Source organism: Nonomuraea sp. K271, assembly GCF_009908215.1.
In the GTDB taxonomy this organism is placed as follows: Bacteria; Actinomycetota; Actinomycetes; order Streptosporangiales; family Streptosporangiaceae; genus Nonomuraea; species Nonomuraea longispora.
Window position 1 is genome coordinate 1 of the sequence record NZ_JAAAHR010000154.1, and the last position, 24,143, is coordinate 24,143.

The window sequence follows — 24,143 nt, forward strand, 5'->3', positions numbered from 1 at the left end:
GGCCTGGGCGGGTTCGAAAGGCGCCCGGTATTCCGGCTCCCGCGGTTTCTCGGCCTCGGTCGCGCCCTTCGCCTCGGCCTCGTGGGCCCGCTGCGAGCGGCGTACGCGGGTGACCCGGAGGGTGACCAGGACGAGGGCGGCCAGGGCCGCCACGGCGATGTAGAGCCAGGCCGGCCAGGTCTGCGTCAGCGGGTCACGATACAGGGCCAGCGCTCCGGGCAGGCCATCGGTGAAGGTGGGCAGGGTGATGTCGGACAGGCCGGCGGGGGCCTGCCTGCCGGGTTCGCGCTGGGCGGAGCCGATCATGATGGCCAGCCCCGTGATCTGGCCCGCGGCCACGGCTCCGCCCGCGTACAACGCGGCGAACGGCACCAGGACGAAGGCGCGCGGGCGCACCGAGCCCATGGCGAAGGCCACCACCAGCGCGATGACCAGAGAAAGAGCCAGGGGGAGAGGAAGTCCGTTGCCGAACGTCGTGACGCCGCTGGGCAGGCTCTCCTGCAGAAGCGCGGCCGCCCCCAGCCCCGCCGCGCAGATCAACCCGGCCAGCAGGCCGACGATCAGTCCGGATAGCAGGCCGGACCGCTTGTGTGACATCTCAGCCCCCAGAGAATCACGAATTTACTCCGACGAGTCGGGCACTTTACTCGAACCTCTCAAAACGCGCCGCAAGAACGACGATTCACAGGGGGGCACCTGAAGTGGTCTAAACCAATTTGAGTCCGATAAGGTTCGTGGTTGAGGTACCAGCCCGCCATCATTTGTTCGAGGAGATCGGTTCCCGATGAGCATCCGCGTAGGCGTCAACGGCTTCGGCCGCATCGGTCGCAACTTCTGGCGCGCTGTCGCCGCCAGCGGCAAGGACATCGAGATCGTCGCGGTCAACGACCTGACCGACAACGCGACGCTCGCCCACCTGCTGAAGTACGACAGCATCCTCGGCCGGCTGCCCTACGAGGTGAAGGCCACCAGCGACGAGATCACCGTCGACGGCAAGGCGATCAAGGTCTTCGAGGAGCGCGACCCGGCCAAGCTCCCGTGGGGAGACCTGGGCGTCGACGTGGTGCTCGAGTCCACGGGCCTGTTCACCGACGCCACCAAGGCCAAGGCGCACGCCGACAATGGCGCGAAGAAGGTCATCATCTCCGCGCCCGCGAAGAACGAGGACGTCACGATCGTCCTGGGCGTCAACGACGGCGCCTACGACCCGGCCAAGCACACCATCATCTCCAACGCCTCCTGCACCACCAACTGCCTGGCGCCGATGGCCAAGGTCCTGCACGACACCTTCACCATCGAGAAGGGTCTGATGACCACCATCCACGCCTACACGCAGGACCAGAACCTGCAGGACGGCCCGCACAAGGACCTGCGCCGCGCCCGCGCCGCCGCGCTCAACGTGGTGCCCACCTCCACCGGCGCCGCCAAGGCCATCGGCCTGGTGCTGCCCGAGCTGAAGGGCAAGCTCGACGGCTTCGCCATGCGCGTGCCGATCCCCACCGGCTCGGCCACCGACCTCACCGTCGACGTCGGCCGTGAGGTCACCGTCGACGAGGTCAACGCCGCGGTCAAGGCAGCCGCCGAGGGCCCGTTCAAGGGCATCATCAGCTACACCGAGGACGCGATCGTCTCCTCCGACATCGTCACCGACCCGGCCTCCTGCATCTTCGACGCCGGCCTCACCAAGGTCATCGGCAACCAGGTCAAGGTCGTCGGCTGGTACGACAACGAGTGGGGCTACTCCAACCGCCTCGCCGACCTGGTCGAGCTGGTCGGTCGCGGCGCCTGATGCGGCGAGGGAGTGCCGCCGCCCGCACGGGCGGCGGGAGCGAAGCGACCGGAGCGACGCAAGGCTGCGGTGGACGGCGGCCGAGCCCGCCTCGCGGGGTGAGCCATGGGCAGGAGCACGAGCATGCGCACGCTTGACGATCTCGACGTGAAAGGACGGCGCGTGCTCGTGCGCGCCGACCTCAACGTGCCCCTCGACGGGGAGACGATCACCGACGACGGCCGCATCCGCGCGTCCGTCCCGACGATCAGCGCGCTGACCGGCGCGGGCGCCAAGGTCGTGGTCTGTGCCCACCTGGGCCGGCCCAAGGGCGAGGTCACGCCGGAATACTCGTTGCGGCCGGTGGCCGCGCGGCTCGGGGAACTGCTCGGACAGGACGTGGCCTTCGCCTCCGACGTGGTCGGCGACAGCGCCCGCGGTTGTGTCGAGTCGCTCCAGGACGGCCAGGTCGCGCTCCTGGAGAACCTGCGCTTCGAGCCGGGCGAGGAGTCCAAGGACGACGCCACGCGGCGCGCGTTCGCCGAGCGGCTGGCCGGGCTGGCCGAGCTCTACGTCGGCGACGGCTTCGGCGCGGTGCACCGCAAGCACGCCAGCGTCTACGACGTGGCCCAGCTGCTGCCGCACGCGGCGGGCGGGCTGGTCGTGGCCGAGGTCGAGGTGCTGAAGAAGCTGACCGAGGAGCCCGAGCGGCCCTACGTGGTCGTGCTGGGCGGAGCCAAGGTCTCCGACAAGCTGGGCGTCATCGCCAATCTGCTGACCAAGGTCGACCGGCTGCTCATCGGCGGCGGCATGGCCTACACCTTCCTCAAGGCGCAGGGCCACGAGGTCGGCAGGTCGCTGCTCCAGGAGGACCAGCTCGACCAGGTCCGCGGCTTCATCGAGGAGGCCGCCAGGCGGGGCGTCGAGCTCGTCCTGCCGGTCGACGTGCTGGCGGCCGTCACCTTCGCCGCCGACGCCGAGCACGAGGTGGTCGAGGCCACCGCGATCCCCTCCGACCGGGAAGGTCTCGACATCGGGCCCAGAACGCGCGAGCTGTTCGCCGGCAAGCTGGCCGACGCCAAGACCGTGTTCTGGAACGGCCCGATGGGCGTGTTCGAGTTCGACGCGTTCGCGGGCGGCACGAAGGCGGTGGCCGAGGCGCTGATCGCCCGGACCGCCGGCGACGGCGCCTTCACCGTGGTGGGCGGCGGCGACTCCGCGGCCGCCGTTCGCCGGCTCGGCCTGCAGGAAGACGGGTTCTCGCACATCTCCACAGGTGGCGGGGCCAGTCTCGAATATCTCGAGGGCAAGACCCTCCCCGGACTCGCGGCTCTGGAGGCGTGACGTGACGACCCGCAAGCCGCTCATCGCCGGCAACTGGAAGATGAACCTCAACCACCTCGAGGCCATCGCGCTGGTCCAGAAGCTGGCCTTCGGGCTCAGCGACAAAGACTTCGACAAGGTCGAGGTCGCCGTCCTGCCGCCCTTCACCGACCTGCGCAGCGTCCAGACCCTGGTCGACGGCGACAAGCTGCGCATCGTCTACGGCGCCCAGGATCTCTCTCAGCATGACTCCGGGGCCTACACCGGCGAGGTGTCGGGTGCCATGCTGGCCAAGCTCGGCTGCACCTACGTCACCATCGGGCACTCCGAGCGGCGGCAGTACCACGGCGAGGACGACGACCTCGTCAACGCCAAGGTGCAGGCCGCCTACCGCCACTCGCTCACCCCCATCCTGTGCGTGGGCGAAGGGCTGTCGGTGCGTCAAGAAGGCCGCCACATCGCGCACAGTCTTGGCCAACTCGACGGAGCGCTGCGCAAAATCACGGCCGAGCAGGCAAAATCGATAGTGGTGGCCTACGAACCGGTGTGGGCGATCGGCACCGGCGAGGTGGCCACCCCGCAGGACGCTCAGGAGGTCTGCGGAGCATTGCGAGTGAGACTCGCTGAGCTCTACGACCCCGAAGTGGCCTCTGCGGTCCGTATCCTTTACGGTGGCTCGGTCAAGTCAGGCAATATCGCAGGAATCATGGCTCAGCCCGATGTCGATGGCGCGCTCGTTGGTGGTGCGAGCATCGACGCGGGGGAGTACACGAAGATCTGCCGTTTCTCCGATATGCCCGGCTAACTGAGCCGTTCTGGGGGTGCGACTTGACATCAGGCCGTACCCTCAAGAAGCAAGTCTGACTCGTCACGCGTAACAGAGCATTGAAGGAACAGGCATACCGTGGTACTCGGAATCTCTATCGCCCTCATCCTGGCGAGCCTTCTTATGATCCTGCTCGTCCTGATGCACAAGGGCAAGGGCGGCGGCTTGTCCGACATGTTCGGCGGCGGGTTCTCGTCGAACTTCGGTGGTTCCTCGGTGGTGGAGCGCAACCTCGACCGGCTGACCGTCATCACCGGCGTCATCTGGTTGGTCTGCATCGTCGCTCTCGGCCTGCTGCTGCGGCCCTGAGCAAGCAAGTCAACGCGTGACAGTGATTCTCCCCCCGTGTCTGCGCGCGGGGCGATCGAGCGAGGAGTTCATCCGTGGGTAGTGGCAACGCGATCCGTGGCAGCCGAGTCGGCGCCGGCCCTATGGGGGAGGCCGAGCGCGGCGAGGCAGCTCCGAGAGTGCGGGTCTCGTTCTGGTGCGCCAACATGCACGAGACGCGCCCCAGCTTCGCCAGTGACGCGGCGGTCCCCGAGCTGTGGGACTGCCCCCGTTGCGGCCTCCCAGCCGGACAGGACGAGGCGGCACCGCCTGCCCCGCCCAAGAACGAGCCGTACAAAACGCACCTGGCTTACGTGAAGGAGCGCAGGAGCGACAAGGACGGCAAGGCGATCCTCGAGGAGGCGCTGGAACGCCTGCGGAGCAACAAGTCCCCCTGGTAGGCGTGTCAACGGAAGGGCCTCAGCGTTGCGCGGGGGCCCTTCCGCCGTTTCCGGGCGGGCTCGTCAGCCGCGCTCACTTTGCGCCGTTCCAGGCCGGCCTGCACCGGGTGGATGTGGGCGTCGACGAACGGCGGCGGCGTCAGCAGCCCGCCGTCCGGGCCGACGGTCTCGTGGGGGGAGACGCGCCAGGTCTCGCTCGGAGGCCCACCGCGGCGATCATGTCGTCGCGCACCAGCACCGCGTCAGTCGCGACGCCGGGCGTGAACACGCGGCTCCCTCGGGAGAGCGTGGTCATCGGATCTCCCTTGCCGCCGGTAGGTCGGGTATGGAGCCACATACGGTGATGAATCGGCATATTTCCTGATGAAACACGTCGTTAGTGGCGGTGTAACAGCCACCAGGCATGCTCGTGGCCATGGGATTCCTGCGCATCCGGACCACGGTGGACGAACGCCCCGGACGGCTCGCGTCGCTGGCCGCGGCCCTGGCCGACAGAGGCGGCAACATTCTCGGGCTGAGCGTCCAACCCGACACCGACGGAACCGTCGACGAGTTCGTCGCCGACATCCCCGCACACCCCGAGACCGTGCGCCAGGCATTGGAGGCGGCCGGCGGCCGCAGGGTCCAGGTGGTGCCCGCCACGGCCCACGAACTCACCGACGAGCCCACCAGGGCCCTGCTGCTGGCCTCCCGGCTGCGCTCGATGCCGTGGCGGCTGCCTGAGCTGCTCGCCGAGCTGTTGCGCGCGGACGATGCCCGCTGGATCTATGGTGAACCCGTGCACGATCTTCCCGACCCCACCCTGCTCGTCGTGCCCGTGGCCGCCAGGCGCGCGGTCCGGCTGCGCCGCGGCGAGCTGCCCTTCACCTCCACGGAGGCGGCCAGGGCCGCCGCCTTCGCCCGGCTCGCCCAGCCGGTCGCCGAGCAGGAGGGCGCCGAGCGCGGGGTCAAGCTCGCCGACGGGGCGGAGGTCACGCTCCGCCCGCTCACCTCGATCTACCGCGAGGCCGTACGTGACCTGCACGACAGATGCTCAGCCGAGTCGCGCAGGTTCCGCTACTTCACCGCGCTGCCGGCGCTGCCCGAGCGCGTGTTCGACCGCATGTGCGACAGGAACCGGGGGCATGCGCTGGTCGCCGGGCACGACGGGCAGGTCGTCGGGATGGCGAACCTCCTGTTCACCTCCGATCCCGGCAGCGCCGAGATGGCCGTCCTGGTCGAAGACCGCTGGCAGGGGCGCGGTCTCGGCACGGCGATGGCGAGGGCGCTGGTGAACGCGGCCCGCGACCTCGGCTACGCCGAGATCAGGGCGACGATGTTGTCCGACAACGCCCGGATGCGCCGGCTGCTGCTCTCGCTGGGCGCCACACTCTGCTACACCGAGGACCCGGGGGTCGTGGCTGCCCGGCTGCCCGTGGGCGTGATGGCCTCAGCCTAGGCCCTCTTCGTCCTGCGGCTTCCTGCCCGGCGGCTGGATGCCCAGGTGGCGTTCGATGCGCTCAAGGCTCTCCTGGATCTGCGTGAGGCGTTCGTCGAGCGCGGCGCCGCCGGAGTGGAACATCTCGGCGGGGCGTACTTTGGGGCCGCGGCCCACCCGGTCGAGCAGGCGCTGGCGTACGTCGGTCAGGTCCGCGCCGGCGTCCATGAGGGCTCGGGCGGCCAGCCCCTCACCCTCCCTGACCAGCCCGAGCAGGATGTGCTCGGTGCCGATGTAGTTGTGGCGCAGTTGCAGCGCCTCGCGCAGCGACAGCTCCAGCACCTTCTTGGCCCGTTGCGTGAACGGGATGTGCCCGCCCGGTGACTTGGCGCCGCGTCCCTCCTCGCGCTCGACGAAGGCGCGTACGTGATCCAGCTCCACACCGCAGCCGTCGAGCACCAGGGCGGCCAGCCCTTCGCCCTCGTGGATGAGACCGAGCAGGATGTGCTCCGTGCCGATGCGGTCGTGGTCCAACCTCCGGGCCTCCTCCTGTGCGAGGACGACGACCCTGCGCGCACGGTCGGTGAAGCGCTCGAACACCGGAGTCTCCGTTCGACATGGGGGGCTGCTTCCACTATGCGCTAGAAACCCGCGGATGTGGGGTATTTGTCTAGTGTGGATCTTGACGAGGTGGCCGGCCGGCTCTACGCGCTGCCGCCGTCCGAGTTCACCGCCGCCCGCACGGCCGAGGCCCGCGCGGCCAAGGACGCGGGTGACGTACGGCTGTCGCGCGAGATCGCGAAGCTGCGCAAGCCGACCGTTTCCGCCTGGGCGGTGAACCGGGTCGCCCGCGAGCACCCCGGCGAGCTGGGTGAGTTGCTGGAGGTGGGGGAGCGGCTGCGCGCTGCCTGGCAGGAGCAGGACGCCGAAGCGCTGGCCGAACTGACGCGGCGCCGCGGCGAGGTGACGCGTACGGTGGGCAGGCTCGCCAGACAGGCCGGTGACCTGTCGGCCGCGGCGTCCGCCGAGGTGGACCAGACCCTGGACGCCGCCATGGTCGACGCTGACGCGGCCGGGCAGGTGCGGCGCGCCACCCTGGCGAAGCCGCTCAGCTACAGCGGCTTCGCCCCCGCCCCGGTGCGACGCGAGCGGCCCGCCGCCCGGAGAAGACCGGCACCCGACGAGGAGGCCGCCCGCGCGAAGGAACGCGAGGAGGCCGAGGCCAGGAAGGCCAAGGAGCGTCAGGAGGCCGAGAACGCGCACCGCGAGTGGCGCGAGGCGCTCGAAGCGGCCACGAAGGAGCACGACGAGCGAGCCGACAAGGTCGCGTCGCTGGAACGCAAGCTGGACGAGGCGCGCAAAAGGCTGGCCGACAGCCGTCAGCGGCTCGAGGTCGCCCAGCGTGAGGAACGGCACGCACGGCGGCGACTGGAACGCTGACCCACGAAGCGTGACCGGCAGGGCCGAGCCCATGTCCCTGGGGCGCTGTGCTCAGCGGGTGGCGCGGGCCAGGTGGGCGCAGACGGGAAACCCCTCCAGCGCGTACGGCTCCGCCAGGCGCATGTAGCAGGCCCTGACGCGCTCGACGGTCTCCGGCGGCTGCCGGGAGATCACCGCGAAGCGTGGGCCGCCCGCCTGGACGATGTCGTCCCACCACGAGCCGAGGCCGGCCCGGTGCCGCCACCGGACGGCGTCCACGGCCGTTGCGCGGAAGCCCGCCGCCCGCAGCAGCGCTGTGAAGCGCGGTGGTGTGTCGTGGGCGGTGAAGGGGCGCGGCGGGGGATCGTACGGGATGCCGGCGGCGGCGATGGCGTCGGCGAAGACGCTTGTCGCGGTCATCTCATCGGACTTCCACCAGGTCAGGGCGAGGGTGCCGCCGGGACGGAGGATGCGGTGCAGCTCGGCGAGCGCCTTGGCGGTGTCGGGAACGTGATTGATGACGAAATTTCCGGCTATAGCGTCGAAAACCTCATCTGCGAACGGCAGGTCGGGCAGCGCGGCCACCCGTACCGTCGCGAAGGGGTGGCGGCGGGCGACCAGCTCCAGCATGCCTGGATCGGGGTCGACGGCGGTGACTTCGGCCCCCGTCGCGAGCGCCGCCGCCGTCACCACGCCGGTGCCGCAGCCGACGTCCAGCAGCCGCGCCGCCCGGCTGTGGCGCGCGGGAGCGAGCAGGGCCGCGACGGTGTGCGCGCTGAGCCGGGCGAAGCCCCGATCGTATGCTTCGGCGTTGGTCACGGATCTCAGCCTAGCCCCGCCCGGAAAGCGGACACTTTCATGTGAGATTCAGCGTGAAAGGCTGTCGTCGCCCCTCCACCCGCTCGTATCGTCGTCGCCATGACCATCGACGCCTTCATCGACGCCCTGCCCAAGGTCGAGCTTCATGTGCACCTGATCGGCTCGGCCTCCGCCGCGACCGTGCTGGAGCTCTCCCGCCGCCACCCCGGCAGCGGTGTCCCCACGACGGAGGAGGAATTGCACCGCTTCTACACCTTCCGCGACTTCCCCCACTTCGCCAAGGTGTACGGCGCCGTGAACGCGCTCGTACGCGAACCGCAGGACGTGGCCACGCTCGTGCTCGGCCTGGCCCGCGACCTTGCCCTCCAGGGCGCCCGCTACGTCGAGCTGCAGGTCACGCCATACGCCCACCACATCGTCGGCATGCCCATGCGCGAGGTGACCGAGGCCCTGGACCTGGCCGCCCGCCGCTCGGCGGCCGAGTATGGCGTGGAGACGGCCTACATCTTCGACATCCCCGGCGAGTACGGCGAGGAGGCCGCCAGGATCACCGTCGAGCACGCTCTGCAGGAACCTCCCGCCGCGTTGGTAGGTTTCGGCATTGGCGGGATCGAGCAGGAGCGCCGGAAATATCGTGATGCCTACCGTTCTGCGTTCTCTGCGGCGCGCGCGGCCGGCCTGCACAGCGTCCCGCACGGCGGCGAGATGACCGGCCCGGAGACGATCTGGGAGGTCATCGAGGGCTACGGAGCCGAGCGCGTCGGCCACGGCATCACCTGCCTGTCGGACCCCCGCCTGGTCGCCCACCTGCGCGAGACGCAGCTGCCCTTGGACGTCTGCCCCACCTCCAACCTGTGCACCGGCCAGGTCGCCCGCCTGGAGGACCACCCGCTGCCGCGGATGCTGGAGGAAGGGCTGTACGTCACGCTCAACAGCGACGACCCGCCGATGTTCGCGACCACGCTGGCCGGGGAGTACCGGCTCGCGGCGAAGGCCTTCGGCCTCGGAGCACGGGAACTGGCCCAGCTCGCCCGCAACGGGGTCCAGGCGTCCTACCTGGCCGAGGGGCGCAAGCAGGCCCTCGTGGCGGAGATCGACGCGCTCGTCGCGGCCGGCTGACCCCGCACCCGGGTGCCCACCGGGAGCGCCTACGGTGAGGCCATGCGGCCCAGGCCCGGCGGAATCTTGCCCGCCGCCGCCCGGTCCAGGAGGAACAGGGTGCGCGCCCGTCCCCTGGCGCCCGCCGCCGGCACCTGCACGGGCCCCGAGTCGGACAGGGCCAGCCGCACCGCGCCCGCCTTCTCCTCCCCGGCGGCCACCACCCACACCTCGCGCGCCGCCTGGATCGCGGGCAGCGTCAGGGACATGCGCGTGGGCGGCGGTTTCGGCGAGCCGTGCACGGCCACCACCGGGCGCGTGTCGTAGAGCGCGGGCATGCCGGGGAACAGGGAGGCCACGTGGGAGTCGGGGCCCATGCCGAGCAGCATCACGTCGAAGCTCGGCACCGGGCCGTGATCCTCCGGCCTGGCGGCCTTGCGCAGCTCGGCGGCGTAGGAGTCGGCGGACTCCTCGGCCGTCATGCCCGAGTCGGGACCGCGCATGACGTGCACCCGCTCAGGGTCGAGGTCGACGTGGTCGAGCAGCGCCTCGCGGGCGCCGGTCTCGTTGCGCTCCTTGTCGCCCGTGGGCACGAACCGCTCGTCGCCCCACCACACGTCGAGGCGCCGCCAGTCGACCGCGTCGCGGGCGGGCGTCGCGGCGATGGCGGCCAGCGTGGCGATGCCCACCGTGCCGCCGGTCAGCACGATGGACGCCGACCCCTTGGCCGACTGCACGTCGACCAGCCGGGTGATGATCCGTGCCGCCACCGCCTTGGCGAGGACGTCGGCATTGCGGTGTACGACAACACTGGGCACGCTCACGAGCACTACTATCTCACCAAATCCAGCCAGAAACCCCCGGGCGGCCGGGCCCGCCCGGGGAGGGAACGTCATCCCTTGTACGTGCGGGCGAAGTGTTTGACCGCGGCCTCGTAGATTTCGTCACTGTCGAGCCTGCGCAGCTCCTCGACCAGCAGTTCGGAGGTGTGGCGCCGGGCCAGGGCCACGTTCCTGTCGGGCTGGCCCGGCCGCGACAGCGTGGCCAGGCGGGCGTCCGTCCTGCAGACGGACAGCTCGCCGCCGTCGTCGAGGCGCAGGCGTACGGAGGTCAGGCCGGGGCCCGCCGAGTCGGCGACCTCGATCGGCGCGCCGAGGCGCTCCGACAACCACGAGGCCAGCAGCGGCGCGCTCGGGTGCCCCTTCACGGCCCCCACGACGCCCTCGACAACCTGGCCCGCCGGCTGGTCGAACGCGGCGGCCAGCAGGCTGCGCCACGGCGTCAGCCTGGTCCACGACAGGTCGGTGTCGCCGCGGGCGTACCCCTTGGCCCTGGTCACCAGCGACGTGATGCCGCCCTCGTCCAGGCCCTTGGCGTCGGTGATGCGCCGCTGCGCCAGCGCGCCGATGGAGTCCTTCGACGGCACCTCGGGCGCCGCGCCCGGCCACCACACGACGACCGGCGTGTCGGGCAGCAGCAACGGGCTGACCACGGAGTCCGCGTGGTCGACGAGCTCGCCGTACAGGCGCAGCACCACGACCTCGCCGGGCGTGGACTCGCCGATGCGCAGCTCGGCGTCGAGCCTGATCGGCTCGTCCTCCTCGCGCTTGATCACGACGATGATGCGGGAAGGGTGCTCGCGGGCCGCCTCGGTGGCGGCGCGCAGGGCGTCGTACTGGTGGCGCTCCTCGCAGACGACCACGAGCGTCAGCACCATGCCGATGGCGGGTGCGCCCATCTGGTGGCGCAGGTGCATGAACTGCGCCGAGATCTTGCCCGCCGTCGTGTCGGACAACATGAACGTCGTCACGGGCGCTCCTCCGTCGATCGCGCGGCGACAGCCGTACCGGACGTGACAGCTCGTACGCTCACTAGAGCCTCCTCCAGACGCGGCCGTCGCGGGCCATCATCGCGTCGGCCGACTCCGGCCCCCACGACCCCGACTCGTAGCCCTCCGGCTGGCCCTGCGTGGCCCAGAACTCCTCGATCGGGTCGAGGATCTTCCACGACAGCTCGACCTCCCGCTGGTGCGGGAAGAGCGGCGGATCGCCGACCATGACGTCGAGCAGCAGCCGCTCGTACGCCTCGGGGGACGACTCGAGGAACGACTCGCCGTAGGCGAAGTCCATGGAGACGTCGCGCACCTCCATGGCCGTGCCCGGCACCTTGCTGCCGAACCTGACGGTGATGCCCTCGTCCGGCTGGACCCTGATGACGAGCGCGTTGTGGCCGAGGATCTCGGTGTCGTCGGCGCTGAACGGCAGGTGCGGCGCCCGCTGGAACACCACGGCCACCTCCGTCACCCGGCGGCCCAGGCGCTTGCCGGTGCGCAGGTAGAACGGCACGCCCGCCCACCGCCGGTTGGCGATCTCCAGCTTGACGGCGGCGTACGTCTCCGTGGTGGACGAGGCCGAGATGCCGTCCTCCTGCAGGTAGCCGACGACCTTCTCGCCGCCCTGCCAGCCCGCTTTGTACTGTCCGCGCGCGGTGTTGAGCCCGAGGTTGGCCGGCAGCCGCACGGCCTTGAGCACCTTCTCCTTCTCCCGGCGCAGCGCGGAGGCGTCGAACGAGGTCGGGTCCTCCATCGCGACCAGCGCGAGCAGCTGAAGCAGGTGGTTCTGGATCACGTCGCGGGCGGCGCCGATGCCGTCGTAGTAGCCGGCCCGCCCGCCGATGCCGATGTCCTCGGCCATCGTGATCTGCACGTGGTCGACGAAGCTGCGGTTCCAGATCGGCTCGTAGAGGTTGTTGGCGAACCGCAGCGCCATGATGTTCTGGACGGTCTCCTTGCCCAGGTAGTGGTCGATCCGGAAGATCGAGCTCTCCGGGAAGGCGGAGGTGGTGATCTCGTTCAGCTCGTGGGCCGAGCGCAGGTCGTGACCGAACGGCTTCTCGATGACCACCCGGCGCCACGACCCCTCGGGCGCGTCGGACAACCCCGTCCGCTTGAGCTGCTCGACCACCACGGGGAAGAACTTCGGCGGCACCGACAGATAGAACGCGTAGTTGCCCCCGGTGCCCCGTGTCTCGTCGATCTCGTTCAAGGCCATGGCCAGCGCGTCGAACGCCCCGTCGTCGTTGAACTCGCCGGGGACGAAGTGGATGCCTTCGCGCAGCTGCTTCCACACCTCCTCGCGGAAGGGCGTCCTCGCGTGCGCCTTGACGGCGTCGTGCGTCAACTGGGCGAAGTCCTGGTCCTTCCAGTCTCGCCTGGCGAACCCGACCAGCGAGAAGCCCGGCGGCAGCAGCCCACGGTTCCCCAGGTCGTAGATCGCCGGCAGCAGCTTGCGCTTGGCCAGGTCGCCTGTCACGCCGAACAACACCATCACACACGGTCCGGCCACCCGTGGCAGCCGCTTGTCACGCGGGTCGCGCAGCGGGTTGGCCGCCAGGACTTCCATGGTGGTGGAGGTGCCCGCGGCCGAGGTGGCCACGGTCGCGGCCTCCTCCGCGGGCGCTGCCGGATCTGTCATCTCAAACCTCCTGTGCGGCTGCGAGCAGATGCGCGACTCCAGCCGCGCGGTCGGTCACGTGCAAACGTACGGCGGGGCGCCCGCGGGTCTCGAAGGCGCCGAGATCGGCGAGGGCCTGCGCCAGCTGGAGCCGGCCCAGGGTGTACGGCCGCCCGGGGACCTCGACGTCCTCCGCCGCCGCCCCGGTGATCAGCAGGAACACGCCGTTCTGGGGCCCGCCCTTGTGGAACTGGCCGGTGGTGTGCAGGCAGCGCGGCCCCCATCCGAAGGTCACCGGCCGGTCGGTGCGCAGCGCGAGCAGCGCCCGCAGCGTGGCCGCGTCGGCCATCATCCAGGCGTCGGTCAGCTGCTCGAAGCCGGCGCCGTTCGGCACCGGGGCGTCGAACGCGGCCAGCCGGTCGAGATAGGCCATGATCGACAGGTGACCGCCGGCCGGAACGGTGTGCAGCAGCTCGGCGAACAGGCCGGGCAGATCCTTGGCCGTGACCCCGCCGTAGACCTCGACGGGGCCGTCCGTGAACGCGGGAGCGCCGGCCGGCAGATCGGGCAGGGCCAGCAGCGCGTCGGTCTCGTCGCGCGCGCCCGCCTCGTCCGGCCGGTCGAACGGGTCGACCTCCAGCAGCAGCGCGGCGACGGCGGCGGCATATTCCCACACCGGGAACTGCGCGCCCAGGGGTCCGTCGACGCGTACGTCGCCGACGTCGGACTCGATGGCGACGACCAGCTCGTCGCCGCTGCGGTGGGGATCGGCGCCGACGACGGGCAGGATGCCCCTGCCCCGCCTGCCGGTGGACCCCGCGATGAGTTCCTCGATCCAGCCGGGCAGCCCGGTGATGGCCGAGAGCTGGTCCTCGAGCAGCAGCTTGTCGCGCCCGCCCAGCGCCGCGCCGCCGAGCGCCGCCCCCAGGTCGAGCCCGGGGTTGCCCGTGTCGAGCGACAGCAGCGGCAGCGCCTGGCCGGCGTCGTCGAGCAGCCGCTCCACGCGCGCGCCCGCCAGCGCGCAGGCCACCAGCGTGTACGCCGACAACGCCGGAACGCGGCCGCCCGAGCCGGGGGCCGACAGCAGCACCGGAAGACCGCTCTCGCGGGCCCGGGCCTCCAGCGGCGAGCCCGGCCCGGTGACGACCACGATCCGCTCGGCGGGCGCGATGCCCGCCTGCGTGAAGTAGCGCTCGTAGACCCGCAGCAGGGCGTCGGTCTCCAAGGCCGAGCCGGCCGCGTCGGCCACGACCACGATCGTGGCCTCGGGCGGCTCGGCGAGCGCCCGCAGCACCTGCCCCGGATCGGTCGTGTCGAGCACCGTGAGCGGCACGTCGTCGGTGTCGCAGATCACCTCCGCGGCGGCGGGCGAGCCGCCCGCCCCCGCCAGCACCACATGCGTCAGCCCCTGCGCGCGTGCTCGCTCGGCGAGGCGGCCCAGCTCGGGCAGCAGCTCGCGCGAGCCGCGGTACGGCGCCTGCGGGTCCCCCCGCCGGCCTGGGCCGGCCGGCGTGCCCGCTTCGGCGTCCTCACCCCACAGCGTGGGGTCGCCGGCGGCGAGCCGCGCGGGCACGCCGTCGGCGACGAGGCGCCCCGCGGCGGAGGCGGCGGCCGAGGCAACCTCCTCCTCGCGGCAGGAGACCTTCATCACGGGACCAGGTTCTTGCTGACGCTCTCGAGCAGCTCGTTCCAGGACGCCTCGAACTTGTCGACGCCCTCGTCCTCCAGCACCTTCACCACGTCGTCGTAGTCGACGCCGGCCTCCTTGAGCGCGGCCATGGTGTTCCAGGCCTGCTCGTAGAAGGGGCGTACGGTGTCGCCAGAGACGTTGGCGTGGTCGGCCGTCGCGTCGAGCGTCTTCTCCGGCATCGTGTTGACGGTGCCGGGGACGACGAGCTGGTCGACGTAGAGGGTGTCGGAGTATTCCGGGTTCTTCACGCCGGTCGAGGCCCACAGCGGCCGCTGCGGGCGGGCACCCGCGGCGCGCAGGCGCTGCCAGCGCTCGGAGTTCATCACGTCCTCGAACGCCGCGTACGCCAGGCGCGCGTTGGCCACGCCCGCCTGGCCCTTCAGCTCGGGCTTGCCGAGCTTGTCGAGCCGCTTGTCGATCTCGGAGTCGACGCGGCTGACGAAGAACGACGCCACCGAGTCGATCTTGCCGAGGTCGAGGCCCTTGGCCTGCGCCGCCTCGAGGCCGGCAAGCCAGGCGTCCATGACCGCGCGGTAACGCTCGAGGGAGAAGATCAGCGTGACGTTGACGCTGATGCCCTCTGCCAGCGCCTGCGTGATCGCGGGCAGGCCCTCCACCGTCGCCGGGATCTTGATGAACAGGTTGGGCCTGTCGACCAGCCACCACAGCGCCCGCGCCTCGGCCACGGTCTTCTCGCTCTCACGGGCCAGGCGCGGGTCGACCTCGAGCGACACCCGGCCGTCCACGCCGCCGGTGGCGTCGTAGACCGGGCGCAGCACGTCGGCGGCCCAGCGGATGTCGTAGGTGGTGATGGCGCGTACGGCCTCCCCCACGTCGACGCCGCGCACGGCGAGGTCGTGCAGCTGGGCGTTGTACGCGTCGCCCTTGCTGAGCGCGCTGGCGAAGATCGTCGGGTTGGAGGTCACCCCGACGACGTTCTTCTCGCGGATCAGCTGCTCCAGGTTGCCGGTGCGCAGCCGCTCACGGCTGATGTCGTCGAGCCAGATGGCGACGCCCTGGCCGGACAGCTTGTTCAGGATCTCACTCATGTTCGTTCAGTTTCCCGTCGTCTCGCCCTTTTCCTGACCGAGCTTGGCCAGGCTCGCATGTGCCGCCGCGGCCACGCGCTCCGCCGTCAGCCCGAACTGCTCGTACACGGTCTTGTACGGGGCCGACGCGCCGAAGTGTTCGAGGCCGACGACCTCGCCGCACTCTCCGACGAACTGGTGCCAGCCGAGGGCGACGCCCGCCTCGACCGCGACCCGAGCCCGGATCGACGCAGGCAGGACCGTCTGCCTGTATGCGGTGTCCTGCCCGTTGAACCATTCGACACACGGCATCGACACCACGCGCGTGGGGATGCCCTGCCCCTCCAGCAGCTCGCGGGCGTTCACCGCGATCTCCACCTCGCTGCCCGTGGCGATGAGCAGGACCCGGGGCTGGCCGTCGGAGGCCTCGCGCAGGACGTAGGCGCCCTTCGCCACGCCCTCGGCGCTGGTGCCCTCGAAGACGGGCAGGTTCTGGCGGGTCAGGGCCAGCGCCGCGGGGCGGTCGGTGTGCTGGAGCACCGCCTTCCAGGCGTACGCGGTCTCGTTGGCGTCGGCCGGGCGGACCACGTCGAGGCCGGGGATCGCGCGCAGTGACCACAGGTGCTCGATCGGCTGGTGGGTGGGGCCGTCCTCGCCGAGGCCGATGGAATCGTGCGTCCAGACGTACGTGACCGGCAGCTTCATCAGCGCGGCCAGGCGCACCGCCGGGCGCATGTAGTCGGAGAAGACGAGGAACGTGCCGCCGTAGGGGCGGGTGCCGCCGTGCAGGGCGATGCCGTTGAGAATGGCGCCCATGGCGTGCTCGCGGATGCCGAAGTGCAGCGTGCGGCCGTAGCGGTTACCCGGGAACTCCTTGGTCTGGTATTCCTCGGGAATGAAGGACGGCTCGCCCTTCATCGTGGTGTTGTTCGACTCCGCCAGGTCGGCGGAGCCGCCCCACAGCTCGGGCAGCACCGGCGCCAGCGCGCTCAGCACCTCGCCCGAGGCCTTGCGGGTGGCCATCGAGGCGCCCGGCTCGAACGACGGCAGCGCCCTCGCCCAGCCGTTGGGCAGCTGGCGCTGCGAGATGCGGTCGAGCTCCTCGGCGCGCTCGGGGTTGGCCAGGCGCCACTCGGCGTAGCCCTTCTCCCACTCGCCGTGGGCGGTGCGGCCGCGCTGGGCGAGGCCGCGGGCGTGCTTGAGCACCTCGTCGGGCACGTCGAAGCTCTTGGCGGGGTCGAGGCCGAGGACCTCCTTGGTGGCGGCGACCTCCGCCTCGCCCAGGGCCGAGCCGTGGATCTTGCCGGTGTTCTGCTTGTTGGGCGCGGGCCAGCCGATGATGGTGCGCAGCCGGATGAACGACGGCCTGCCGGTCTCGGCCTTGGCCGCCTGCAGCGCGTCGTGGAGCGCCTGGACGTCCTCGACGTAGTCGCCGCTGTCGGTCCAGTCGACGCTCAGGGTGTGCCAGCCGTAGGCGTCGTAGCGGGCGACGACGTCCTCCGACTTGGCGATGAGCGTGTCGTCCTCGATGGAGATCTGGTTGTCGTCCCAGATGACGATGAGGTTGCCCAGCTTCTGGTGGCCGGCGAGCGAGCTGGCCTCGTGGCTGATGCCCTCCTCGATGTCGCCGTCGCTGACGAAGCACCAGATGTGGTGGTCGAACGGAGAGGAGCCCGGCTCGGCGCCCGGGTCGAACAGGCCGCGCTCGCGGCGGGCCGCCATGGCCATGCCGACCGCGTTGCCCAGGCCCTGGCCGAGGGGGCCCGTCGTGGTCTCGACGCCGGCCGTGTGGCCGTGCTCGGGGTGACCGGGCGTGAGGCTGTCCCACTGCCGCAGCCGCCTCAGGTCGTCGAGCGACAGGCCGTAGCCGGAAAGGAAGAGCTGGATGTAGAGCGTCAGGCTGCTGTGGCCGCACGACAGCACGAAGCGGTCGCGCCCGATCCATCCGGGATCGGTCGGATCGTGGCGCATCACGCGCTGGAAAAGCAGGTATGCGGCGGGGGCCAGGCTCATGGCGGTGCCGGGATGACCCGAGCCCGCCTTCTCCACTGCGTCCATCGCCAGGGCTCGAACGACGTCGACCGCCTTCTTGTCGAGGTCGGTCCATTCGAGGGCTGGCACGAGTTCGGTGCTCAAGTGCTCGATCTCCGGAATCTAGTTGTCATCGGTCACGCCGGTTTGGCTATCCCGCCCACACGGACCCTAACCGAGTGGAGGCGACGATCAATTCCCGTTCCACTCCGGCGTCCCACGTGGGGCGCAAGCCCCCCATTGGCCGGACCGGCCGACCCTGCGACTACAGTTTGGTTGTTCGCAGAGGCGTCACGGCGCCCACCCATGGATCCGCTCTAATCAGAGGTTACGCGTTGACCCCGCTCTCGCTGGAAGCGACTCCTCTCAGGCAGGAAGCGCCCTCGTACAGGCTGGAAGCGCCTTGACGGTGCTCACCAACAGGCAGGCGACGGCCCCGGCCCCGAAGGCGGGGGAGCCGCGTTCGATCGGCATGATCGTCAAGGCCTACATCGCGCTCACCAAGCCGCGGATCATCGAGCTGCTGCTGATCACGACGCTGCCCGTGATGTTCCTGGCCGCGGGCGGGCTGCCGCCGCTGTGGACGTCCGTCGCGGTCATGGTGTTCGGCACCCTGTCGGCAGGCAGCGCCAACGCGCTCAACTGCTACGTCGACCGTGACATCGACCAGAAGATGCGCCGCACCAGGCGCAGGCCGCTGGCGCGGCACCAGGTCTCGCCGCGCGGTGCGCTCGTCTTCGGCGTCGTGCTCGGCGTGCTCTCCACCGTGGGGCTGTGGCTCACCACCAACGCGCTGGCGGCGATGTTGTCCACCGGCGCGATCCTGTTCTACGTGCTCGTCTACTCGATGATCCTCAAGCGGCGCACCGCCCAGAACATCGTGTGGGGCGGCATCGCGGGCTGCATGCCGGTGATGATCGGATGGGCGGGCATCACCGACCGGCTCGCCTGGGCGCCGCTGGTGTTGTTCGGGGTGGTGTTCTTCTGGACGCCGCCGCACACCTGGACGCTGGCCATGCGTTACAAGGAGGACTACGCGGCGGCCAAGGTGCCGATGCTGCCGGTGGTGGCCACTGAGCGGCGGGTCGTCATGGAGTCCATCGCCTACACGTGGGCGACCGTGCTGTGCTCGCTGGCGCTGTGGCCGGTGGCCGGCACCACGCTGTTCTACCCGGTCGTGGCGGCCGTGCTCGGCGTCGTGTGCCTGTGGGAGGTGCACCGCCTGCTGGCCAGGCTCAACGCCGGCAAGAGCGGTGTCGCCCTGCGTCCCATGCGGTTCTTCCACTGGTCCAACGCCTACCTGGCGCTGCTGTTCCTCGCGGTCGCGATCGACCCGCTGCTCGCCTGACCTTCCGTCCGGCCGTTGCGCCGGGCTCTTCTTCGTCCCTATAGTGCATATATGAATAGCTCTTCAGGTGTTATCACGGGTTTGGACGGCTGCGCGGTGCAGGAGCCGGACGCCGCCAGGGTCGCGGTCACCCGCGACCGGCTCGTGACGCCCGAAGAGGCCACGCGGCTGGCCGAGCTGTTCCGGCTGCTCGGCGACCCGACCCGGGCCCGGCTGCTCTACGCCCTGCTGGAGGCGGGGGAGCTGTGCGTGTGCGACCTGGCCGACGCGGTCGAGGTGACCGACACGGCCGTCTCCCACGCGCTGCGCCTGCTGCGCACGGCGGGCATCGTGGCCAGCCGCAGAGCCGGGCGGATGATCTATTACCGGCTGGCCGACGCCCATGTCCGCATGCTGCTCGACCTGAGCCGGGAGCATCTGAAGGAGACCGGATGAGCGCTGATGGCCGCGGGCACGGGCACGGGCTGAGCGCCAACGCCGACAGGCGCTACCTGGCGGGGGCGCTCGCGCTCATCGTCGGTTTCATGGCCGTCGAGGTCGTCGCAGGTGTGATCGCCAACTCGATCGCGCTGATCTCCGACGCCGCCCACATGCTGACCGACGCGAGCGCCATCGTGCTGGCCCTGCTCGCCATGCGCATCGCCGCGAGGCCTCCCAGGGGCGCCTACACGTTCGGCTGGAAGCGGGCCGAGATCCTCTCGGCCCAGGTCAACGGCGTGACGCTGCTGCTGCTGGTGGCGTACTTCGTCTACGAGGGCGTGCACCGGCTCATGGAGCCGCCCGAGGTGTCGGGGCCCGTCGTCGTGGTCACCGCGCTGGCGGGCATCGGCGTCAACGCGCTGGCCGTCTGGCTGTTGTCGAAGGCCGACCGGCGCAGCCTCAACGTCGAGGGCGCCTTCCAGCACGTGCTCAACGACATGTACGCCTTCATCGCCACGGCGCTCTCGGGTGTCGCGGTCTGGCTGACCGGCTTCCGCCAGGCCGACACGATCGCCGCACTGGTGGTCGCCGCGCTCATGCTCAAGGCCGGATGGGGGCTGCTGCGCGACTCCGGCCGGGTGCTGCTGCAGGCGGCCCCGAGCGGGCTCGACCCCGACGAGATCGGCCGCGTGCTGGCCGCCGACCCCGACGTCGAGGAGGTGCACGACCTGCATGTCTGGGCGGTGACGAGTGGCTATCCCACGCTGTCGGCCCACGTGATCGTGGCCGAGGGCTCCGAGTGCCACCGCGCGCGCATCCGCCTCGCCGATCTGCTGCACGAACGCTTCGAGATCGGGCACACCACGCTCCAGGTCGATCACGGCCTGCCCGGCCTGGACCCGCACTGCTCCGACCCGCACGGACCCCGTCACTCTGATCCGTTAAAGTCACCCTATGGCGACCCGTGATCCACGCTGGGTGTTCAAGGACCGCCCTTCGTTCGCGTTGATCATCGGGCTGGTCCTCACCGGCATCTGCGCTCTCGTCTCGTTCTCGTTCGACGTGGTGTTCAACGGCGCGCCGGTGCAGTTCTTCATCGCGCTCATGCTGGCGCTCGCGCCGGTGCCGCTGCTGCTGGCCGCGGTGCTGGCGCTCGACCGGATGGAGCCTGAGCCGCGCAGCAACCTCATCTTCGCGTTCGCGTGGGGAGCCGGGATCGCGGTGCTGGTCGCCGGCGTCATCAACTCGCTCAACCTGCACTACATCATCGACACGGCCCGCCTGTCGGAGGCCAGCGCCCGCAACATCGCGGCCACGTTCGGCGCGCCCGTGGTCGAGGAGACGATGAAGGGCCTGGTGCTGCTGGGCCTGCTCCGGTTCCGCAGGGCCGAGCTCGACGGGCCGACCGACGGCGTCATCTACGCGAGCATGGTCGGCCTCGGCTTCGCCATGAGCGAGAACGTCAGCTACTACATCGCCGCGCTGTCCGGCTCGGGCGTCAAGGGGCTGGCGGTCACGGTGGTGCTGCGCGGCATCCTGTCGCCGCTCGCGCACCCGCTGTTCAGCTCCATGATCGGTGTCGGGGTCGCCTACGCGGCCCAGCGCGGCGGCGGCGATCGCATCTTCCCCGTCCTGGCCGGCTGGTCGGGCGCGATGATCCTGCACGGCCTGTGGAACGGCCTGGCCTCCTACGGAGGCTTCCCGGGGCTCGTGGTGGCCTACCTGGCGCTGCTGGTTGTGCTCGTCGTGCTCATCGGCGTGGTGTTCAGGGACCGGCGGCGCATCGTCGCCCTCATCCAGCGTTACCTGCCGCCGTACGAGCCGACCAAGCTGGTCACGCAGGCCGACATCTACATGCTCTCCACGTTCACCAGGCGGCGGCAGGCCCGGCAGTGGGCCAAGGCCCACGGCGGCAAGCGCGGGCTGCGTGCGATGCGCGACTACCAGCTCGCCGCCACCGAGCTGGGCCTGCTGCACGAGCGGGCGGCCCGTCACATGGTCGACGAGCAGACCTTCCACGAGGAGCAGCGGGCGCTGCTGGAGTGCATGAGCACCGCCAGGGCGGACTTCCCCGTGCGGGCGACACACGCAGGCTCGGTCGCCAGGGGCGGCTCACCGTCGGGCTACGCCCCCGGCTGACACGGGGGGCGCGTGCGTACGGAAGGGTTCTACGAGAGGGCGCACCTTTCCGGACCTTCTCCTGCAAAGCGTGCCCCTCGCAGGATGGGGGAGTGGCGGACTTAACGCCTGAAACCCCCGCGATTCCGCTCAGGCGACGGCGTGTGCCGCGGTGGGGGAGGGGCCGGCGGAGGCGGTCTCAGGGGCGCGGGTGCGCAGCGAGGTGGCCACCCGCAGCGCGGCGATCCAGACCAGCGTCGAGCCGAGGACGTGCAGCAGGACCAGCATGGCGGGCACGGCGAGGAAATACTGGACGTAGCCGATCACGCCCTGGGCCAGTTCCACCGCGAAGAGCGCCAGCGCCGCCCGGCGCGCGGGGCGCGGGGCGTTGTTCACGTGCAGCGCGAACGCCAGCGCGAACGTCAGCCCCACCACGACGTAGGCGATGTCGGCGTGGAACCGTGCCACGACCTCGATGTCGAGGTCGAAGCGGGAGGCCATGGCGTCGCCCGAGTGCGGCCCCGTGCCGCTCACCACCACGCCGGCCACCAGCAGCACGAATACCGCCGCGAGCAGCGCGTGGCCGAGCCGCCTGATGTCGCGGTGCGTGACCCGGCGCGCGGGGCCGTCGCCCTCGCCCGCGCGGGCGTACAACATCCAGCAGGCGGCGATCAGGCCACTGGAGATCAGGAAGTGCGTGCCCACGGTGAACGGGTTAAGCATGGTGCTGACCACCAGCCCGCCCCACAGCGCCTGGGCCACGATGCCGACCGGCTGCAGCCACGCCAGCAGCACCAGCGAGCGCCTGCGCGGCCTCATCCGCAGCGCCGAGAGCACGCACGCGACCCCCACGGCCAGCACCAGGAAGGTGAGCAGCCGGTTGCCGAACTCGACGGCCATGTTGAGCGGCGAGACCTCGGGGTGCGCGACCGGGACGAAGCTGTCGGGCGTGCACCTCGGCCAGGTCGGGCAGCCCAGGCCGGAGCCGGTGACCCGCACTCCCGCGCCCGTCACCGTGATGCCCGCGTTGACCACCACGGACGCCATGGCCCAGCCGCGCATGCTTGTCTCTGTGGGCGCCCAGAAGGAGAACAGGCGGCGCACCAGGGGGTGGGGATGGTCCGTGGGTAGCTTCACGTATCGATGGTAAGGGCCGGGCAGGGCGGTCCCGGGAACAGGGCTTCTCAAGGTCATTGAGTATGTGACATATTACTGTTGGGAGGTGGTGGCGTTTTGTCCGACGTGATCGTCGTCGGCGCCGGCGTGGTGGGAGCGGCCTGCGCCTACTACGCCGCACGGGCGGGACTCGACGTGACCGTGATCGACCGTGGACCCGTGGCGGGCGGCACGACCGGCTCGGGCGAGGGCAACGTGCTGGTGTCCGACAAGGAACCAGGACCCGAGCTGGAGCTGGCCGTCCTGTCCAACCGGCTGTGGCGCTCACTGGCGCGGCGGTACGGCGGCGACGGCGGGTTCGAGTTCGAGGCCAAGGGCGGGCTCGTCGTCGCCGAGACCCCCGAGGTCCAGGAACGCCTCGCCGGCCTCGCGGCCAAGCAGGACGTCGAGCACACCCTGGTGCCGGCCGGATCGTTGCGCGACTACGAGCCGCACCTCGCCGGCGAACTCGCCGGCGGCGTCCTCTACCCGCAGGACGCCCAGGTGCAGCCCATGCTGGCCGCCGCCGCCCTGCTCAGGCACGGCGCGCGCAGCTACGGCCAGGGCGCGCTGCGACTGCGGCTCGGCGCCGCGGTCACCGGGATCACCCGCTCGGGCGGCCGGGTGACGGGCGTTCGCACCTCGAAGGGCGACGTCCGCGGCGGCGCGGTGATCAACGCGGCCGGCACCTGGGGCGGCGAGGTGGCCGCGCTGGCGGGCGTCGACCTGCCGATCCTGCCCCGGCGCGGCTTCATCCTCGTCACAGAGCCCCTGCGCGAGCCGCTGATCAGGCACAAGGTCTACACCGCCGCCTACGTCACCAACGTCGCCAGCGACTCGCCGGAGCTGGAGACGTCCGCCGTCGTCGAGGGCACCCCCGCGGGGACCGTGCTCATCGGCGCCAGCAGGGAACGGGTCGGATTCGACAGGACGACGTCGGTGCCGGTGCTCGCGCGGCTCGCCGGGCAGGCGGTCGCGCTGTTCCCCACGCTGCGCGACGTGCGGGCCATCAGGTCCTACTGCGGGTTCCGGCCGTACTGCCCCGACCACCTGCCCGTCATCGGGCCCGACCCGCGCGTGCCGGGGCTGTACCACGCGTGCGGGCACGAAGGCGCGGGCATCGGGCTCGCCCCCGCGACCGGGCACCTGCTCGCCCAGCTCATCGCCGGCCACAGACCCGACCTCGACCTCAGCCCTTTCCGGCCCGGCCGCTTCTCCGAGGAGGACCAGTGACGTTCCCCATCACGGTCGACGGCCGATCCGTGCCGGTCGTCCCCGGGCAGACGATCGGCGCTGCCCTGCATGCGGCCGGCGTGCGTTCCTGGCGAAGCACCCGCTTCGGCGGGCGGCCCAGAGGACTGTTCTGCGGGATCGGCGTCTGCTTCGACTGCCTGGTCACCGTCAACGGGCGGGCGCCCGAACGGGCCTGCCTCCTGGAGGCCGCACCGGGGGACGAGGTGACCACGTCATGACGTACGACCTGGTGGTGGTGGGCGGCGGGCC

At 70.8% G+C, this 24,143-nt stretch carries 23 protein-coding genes and 1 pseudogene; 14 read left to right on the plus strand and 10 right to left on the minus strand.

What is annotated here, in order from left to right:
- On the minus strand, positions 1 to 597 hold a 597-nt coding region (locus GUY59_RS36645), incomplete at its 3' end, for a hypothetical protein (protein WP_161714876.1).
- Between the two features lie 187 nt (positions 598 to 784).
- Here GUY59_RS36645 and gap point away from each other — a divergent pair.
- The 6 genes from gap to GUY59_RS36675 all read left to right on the plus strand — a co-directional run bounded on the left by gap (position 785) and on the right by GUY59_RS36675 (position 6,083).
- Positions 785 to 1,789: a type I glyceraldehyde-3-phosphate dehydrogenase gene (gene gap, locus GUY59_RS36650; protein ID WP_138205615.1), complete on the plus strand. Its 1,005-nt coding sequence runs from the start codon at positions 785 to 787 to the stop codon at positions 1,787 to 1,789.
- Positions 1,790 to 1,912: 123 nt separating this feature from the next.
- On the plus strand, positions 1,913 to 3,112 hold the full coding sequence (locus GUY59_RS36655) for a phosphoglycerate kinase (protein ID WP_138205617.1): 1,200 nt from the start codon (positions 1,913 to 1,915) through the stop codon (positions 3,110 to 3,112).
- A 1-nt stretch (position 3,113) separates the two neighbouring features.
- Positions 3,114 to 3,896, plus strand: coding sequence for a triose-phosphate isomerase (tpiA, locus tag GUY59_RS36660; protein ID WP_132333291.1), 783 nt, complete (start codon positions 3,114 to 3,116; stop codon positions 3,894 to 3,896).
- A 99-nt stretch (positions 3,897 to 3,995) separates the two neighbouring features.
- A complete protein-coding gene (secG, locus tag GUY59_RS36665) occupies positions 3,996 to 4,226 on the plus strand; it encodes a preprotein translocase subunit SecG (protein WP_132333289.1) in 231 nt (76 codons plus the stop codon).
- 74 nt (positions 4,227 to 4,300) lie between these two features.
- Positions 4,301 to 4,645, plus strand: a complete 345-nt coding sequence (locus GUY59_RS36670) for an RNA polymerase-binding protein RbpA (protein WP_132333287.1) — start codon at positions 4,301 to 4,303, stop codon at positions 4,643 to 4,645.
- A gap of 403 nt (positions 4,646 to 5,048) precedes the next feature.
- A complete protein-coding gene (locus GUY59_RS36675; RefSeq protein WP_236667845.1) occupies positions 5,049 to 6,083 on the plus strand; it encodes a GNAT family N-acetyltransferase in 1,035 nt (344 codons plus the stop codon).
- 162 nt (positions 6,084 to 6,245) lie between these two features.
- Here the strand turns inward: GUY59_RS36675 and GUY59_RS49310 are convergent.
- Positions 6,246 to 6,662: pseudogene (locus tag GUY59_RS49310) on the minus strand (Clp protease N-terminal domain-containing protein); the annotation flags it as partial.
- A 75-nt stretch (positions 6,663 to 6,737) separates the two neighbouring features.
- Here GUY59_RS49310 and GUY59_RS49315 point away from each other — a divergent pair.
- The gene (locus tag GUY59_RS49315) at positions 6,738 to 7,502 is read left to right on the plus strand and encodes a hypothetical protein (RefSeq protein WP_138205623.1); all 765 of its coding nucleotides are present in this window, start codon (positions 6,738 to 6,740) and stop codon (positions 7,500 to 7,502) included.
- Positions 7,503 to 7,553: 51 nt separating this feature from the next.
- Here GUY59_RS49315 and GUY59_RS36690 read toward each other — a convergent pair whose 3' ends face one another.
- The gene (locus GUY59_RS36690) at positions 7,554 to 8,348 is read right to left on the minus strand and encodes a class I SAM-dependent methyltransferase (protein ID WP_138205625.1); all 795 of its coding nucleotides are present in this window, start codon (positions 8,346 to 8,348) and stop codon (positions 7,554 to 7,556) included.
- A gap of 51 nt (positions 8,349 to 8,399) precedes the next feature.
- Here GUY59_RS36690 and add point away from each other — a divergent pair, with 51 nt between their 5' ends.
- Positions 8,400 to 9,419, plus strand: coding sequence for an adenosine deaminase (add, locus tag GUY59_RS36695; protein WP_138205627.1), 1,020 nt, complete (start codon positions 8,400 to 8,402; stop codon positions 9,417 to 9,419).
- Positions 9,420 to 9,448: 29 nt separating this feature from the next.
- Here add and pgl read toward each other — a convergent pair whose 3' ends face one another.
- From pgl to tkt, 6 genes are all read right to left on the minus strand, one after another.
- Complete coding sequence (gene pgl, locus GUY59_RS36700) at positions 9,449 to 10,222, minus strand: 6-phosphogluconolactonase (protein ID WP_138205629.1); 774 nt, start codon at positions 10,220 to 10,222, stop codon at positions 9,449 to 9,451.
- 68 nt (positions 10,223 to 10,290) lie between these two features.
- Positions 10,291 to 11,208 (minus strand): glucose-6-phosphate dehydrogenase assembly protein OpcA, encoded by a 918-nt coding sequence (locus GUY59_RS36705; RefSeq protein WP_138205631.1) that lies wholly within the window; start codon positions 11,206 to 11,208, stop codon positions 10,291 to 10,293.
- Positions 11,209 to 11,269: 61 nt separating this feature from the next.
- Positions 11,270 to 12,799 carry a glucose-6-phosphate dehydrogenase gene (zwf, locus tag GUY59_RS36710; RefSeq protein ID WP_138205648.1) on the minus strand — a complete coding sequence of 510 codons (1,530 nt, stop codon included), beginning with the start codon at positions 12,797 to 12,799 and terminating at the stop codon, positions 11,270 to 11,272.
- A gap of 73 nt (positions 12,800 to 12,872) precedes the next feature.
- Complete coding sequence (locus tag GUY59_RS36715) at positions 12,873 to 14,498, minus strand: glucose-6-phosphate isomerase (RefSeq protein ID WP_138205650.1); 1,626 nt, start codon at positions 14,496 to 14,498, stop codon at positions 12,873 to 12,875.
- Positions 14,498 to 15,589 carry a transaldolase gene (gene tal / locus GUY59_RS36720; protein WP_138205633.1) on the minus strand — a complete coding sequence of 364 codons (1,092 nt, stop codon included), beginning with the start codon at positions 15,587 to 15,589 and terminating at the stop codon, positions 14,498 to 14,500. Before tal ends, GUY59_RS36715 begins: the two co-directional genes overlap by 1 nt.
- A 6-nt stretch (positions 15,590 to 15,595) precedes the next feature.
- Positions 15,596 to 17,626 carry a transketolase gene (gene tkt, locus GUY59_RS36725; RefSeq protein ID WP_236667848.1) on the minus strand — a complete coding sequence of 677 codons (2,031 nt, stop codon included), beginning with the start codon at positions 17,624 to 17,626 and terminating at the stop codon, positions 15,596 to 15,598.
- A gap of 376 nt (positions 17,627 to 18,002) precedes the next feature.
- Here tkt and GUY59_RS36730 point away from each other — a divergent pair, with 376 nt between their 5' ends.
- Genes GUY59_RS36730 through GUY59_RS36745 form a run of 4 tightly spaced genes read left to right on the plus strand, consistent with a single transcriptional unit; the run spans position 18,003 to position 21,506 of the window.
- On the plus strand, positions 18,003 to 18,947 hold the full coding sequence (locus GUY59_RS36730; protein ID WP_138205637.1) for a heme o synthase: 945 nt from the start codon (positions 18,003 to 18,005) through the stop codon (positions 18,945 to 18,947).
- Positions 18,948 to 18,998: 51 nt separating this feature from the next.
- Positions 18,999 to 19,382, plus strand: coding sequence for an ArsR/SmtB family transcription factor (locus GUY59_RS36735; protein ID WP_138205639.1), 384 nt, complete (start codon positions 18,999 to 19,001; stop codon positions 19,380 to 19,382).
- A complete protein-coding gene (locus GUY59_RS36740) occupies positions 19,379 to 20,335 on the plus strand; it encodes a cation diffusion facilitator family transporter (protein ID WP_138205641.1) in 957 nt (318 codons plus the stop codon). The genes GUY59_RS36735 and GUY59_RS36740 overlap by 4 nt, the downstream gene beginning before the upstream one ends.
- The gene (locus GUY59_RS36745) at positions 20,322 to 21,506 is read left to right on the plus strand and encodes a PrsW family intramembrane metalloprotease (RefSeq protein WP_132333263.1); all 1,185 of its coding nucleotides are present in this window, start codon (positions 20,322 to 20,324) and stop codon (positions 21,504 to 21,506) included. The genes GUY59_RS36740 and GUY59_RS36745 overlap by 14 nt, the downstream gene beginning before the upstream one ends.
- 129 nt (positions 21,507 to 21,635) lie before the next feature.
- Here the strand turns inward: GUY59_RS36745 and GUY59_RS36750 are convergent, their stop codons facing one another.
- The gene (locus GUY59_RS36750; protein ID WP_138205643.1) at positions 21,636 to 22,622 is read right to left on the minus strand and encodes a COX15/CtaA family protein; all 987 of its coding nucleotides are present in this window, start codon (positions 22,620 to 22,622) and stop codon (positions 21,636 to 21,638) included.
- 105 nt (positions 22,623 to 22,727) lie between these two features.
- Here GUY59_RS36750 and GUY59_RS36755 point away from each other — a divergent pair, with 105 nt between their 5' ends.
- Entirely contained in the window at positions 22,728 to 23,873 is a 1,146-nt protein-coding gene (locus GUY59_RS36755) for an NAD(P)/FAD-dependent oxidoreductase (RefSeq protein ID WP_252375136.1), read from the plus strand.
- Positions 23,870 to 24,112: a (2Fe-2S)-binding protein gene (locus GUY59_RS36760; protein ID WP_138205646.1), complete on the plus strand. Its 243-nt coding sequence runs from the start codon at positions 23,870 to 23,872 to the stop codon at positions 24,110 to 24,112. The genes GUY59_RS36755 and GUY59_RS36760 overlap by 4 nt, the downstream gene beginning before the upstream one ends.
- The last annotated feature ends 31 nt before the right edge of the window (positions 24,113 to 24,143 follow it).

Coding starts and splice junctions, on each gene's coding strand:
- gap (WP_138205615.1), top strand. CDS start 785: ATGAGCATCCGCGTAGGCGTCAACGGCTTCGGCCGCATCGGTCGCAAC.
- GUY59_RS36655 (WP_138205617.1), top strand. CDS start 1,913: ATGCGCACGCTTGACGATCTCGACGTGAAAGGACGGCGCGTGCTCGTG.
- GUY59_RS36675 (WP_236667845.1), top strand. CDS start 5,049: ATGCTCGTGGCCATGGGATTCCTGCGCATCCGGACCACGGTGGACGAA.
- add (WP_138205627.1), top strand. CDS start 8,400: ATGACCATCGACGCCTTCATCGACGCCCTGCCCAAGGTCGAGCTTCAT.
- zwf (WP_138205648.1), bottom strand. CDS start 12,799: ATGGAAGTCCTGGCGGCCAACCCGCTGCGCGACCCGCGTGACAAGCGG.
- GUY59_RS36715 (WP_138205650.1), bottom strand. CDS start 14,498: ATGAAGGTCTCCTGCCGCGAGGAGGAGGTTGCCTCGGCCGCCGCCTCC.
- tal (WP_138205633.1), bottom strand. CDS start 15,589: ATGAGTGAGATCCTGAACAAGCTGTCCGGCCAGGGCGTCGCCATCTGG.
- tkt (WP_236667848.1), bottom strand. CDS start 17,626: ATGGACGCAGTGGAGAAGGCGGGCTCGGGTCATCCCGGCACCGCCATG.
- GUY59_RS36735 (WP_138205639.1), top strand. CDS start 18,999: ATGAATAGCTCTTCAGGTGTTATCACGGGTTTGGACGGCTGCGCGGTG.
- GUY59_RS36740 (WP_138205641.1), top strand. CDS start 19,379: ATGAGCGCTGATGGCCGCGGGCACGGGCACGGGCTGAGCGCCAACGCC.
- GUY59_RS36745 (WP_132333263.1), top strand. CDS start 20,322: ATGGCGACCCGTGATCCACGCTGGGTGTTCAAGGACCGCCCTTCGTTC.